The organism is Psychrobacter sp. 4Bb, from assembly GCF_002836735.1.
Taxonomy (GTDB): domain Bacteria; phylum Pseudomonadota; class Gammaproteobacteria; order Pseudomonadales; family Moraxellaceae; genus Psychrobacter.
Genome location: NZ_PJAS01000029.1, coordinates 1 through 329, shown reverse-complemented (window position 1 = coordinate 329; position 329 = coordinate 1). Strand labels below are relative to the sequence as shown.

The following is a 329-nucleotide window of genomic DNA, read 5'->3' as shown; positions in this document are numbered from 1 at the left end:
CTGAGCCTTTTAGGGCTTCAGTAGCAGAACCTTTAACGATAGGAGTGTCATCGCCTGGGAAGTCATAGTCGTTCAATAATTCACGAACTTCCATTTCTACTAGTTCTAACAATTCTTCATCATCAACCATGTCACATTTGTTCATGAATACGATGATGTACGGTACGCCAACCTGACGTGAAAGCAAGATGTGCTCACGAGTCTGTGGCATTGGGCCGTCAGTTGCAGATACTACTAGGATTGCGCCGTCCATCTGTGCCGCACCAGTGATCATGTTTTTAACATAATCGGCGTGACCTGGGCAATCTACGTGTGCGTAGTGACGGCTA

At 46.5% G+C, this 329-nt stretch carries 1 protein-coding gene; it reads right to left on the bottom strand.

Annotated features, from left to right (window positions below; translation table 11 throughout):
- Positions 1-329 (bottom strand): GTP-binding protein (locus tag CXF60_RS00630; protein WP_228706992.1); only part of this gene is annotated, 329 nt, incomplete at both ends.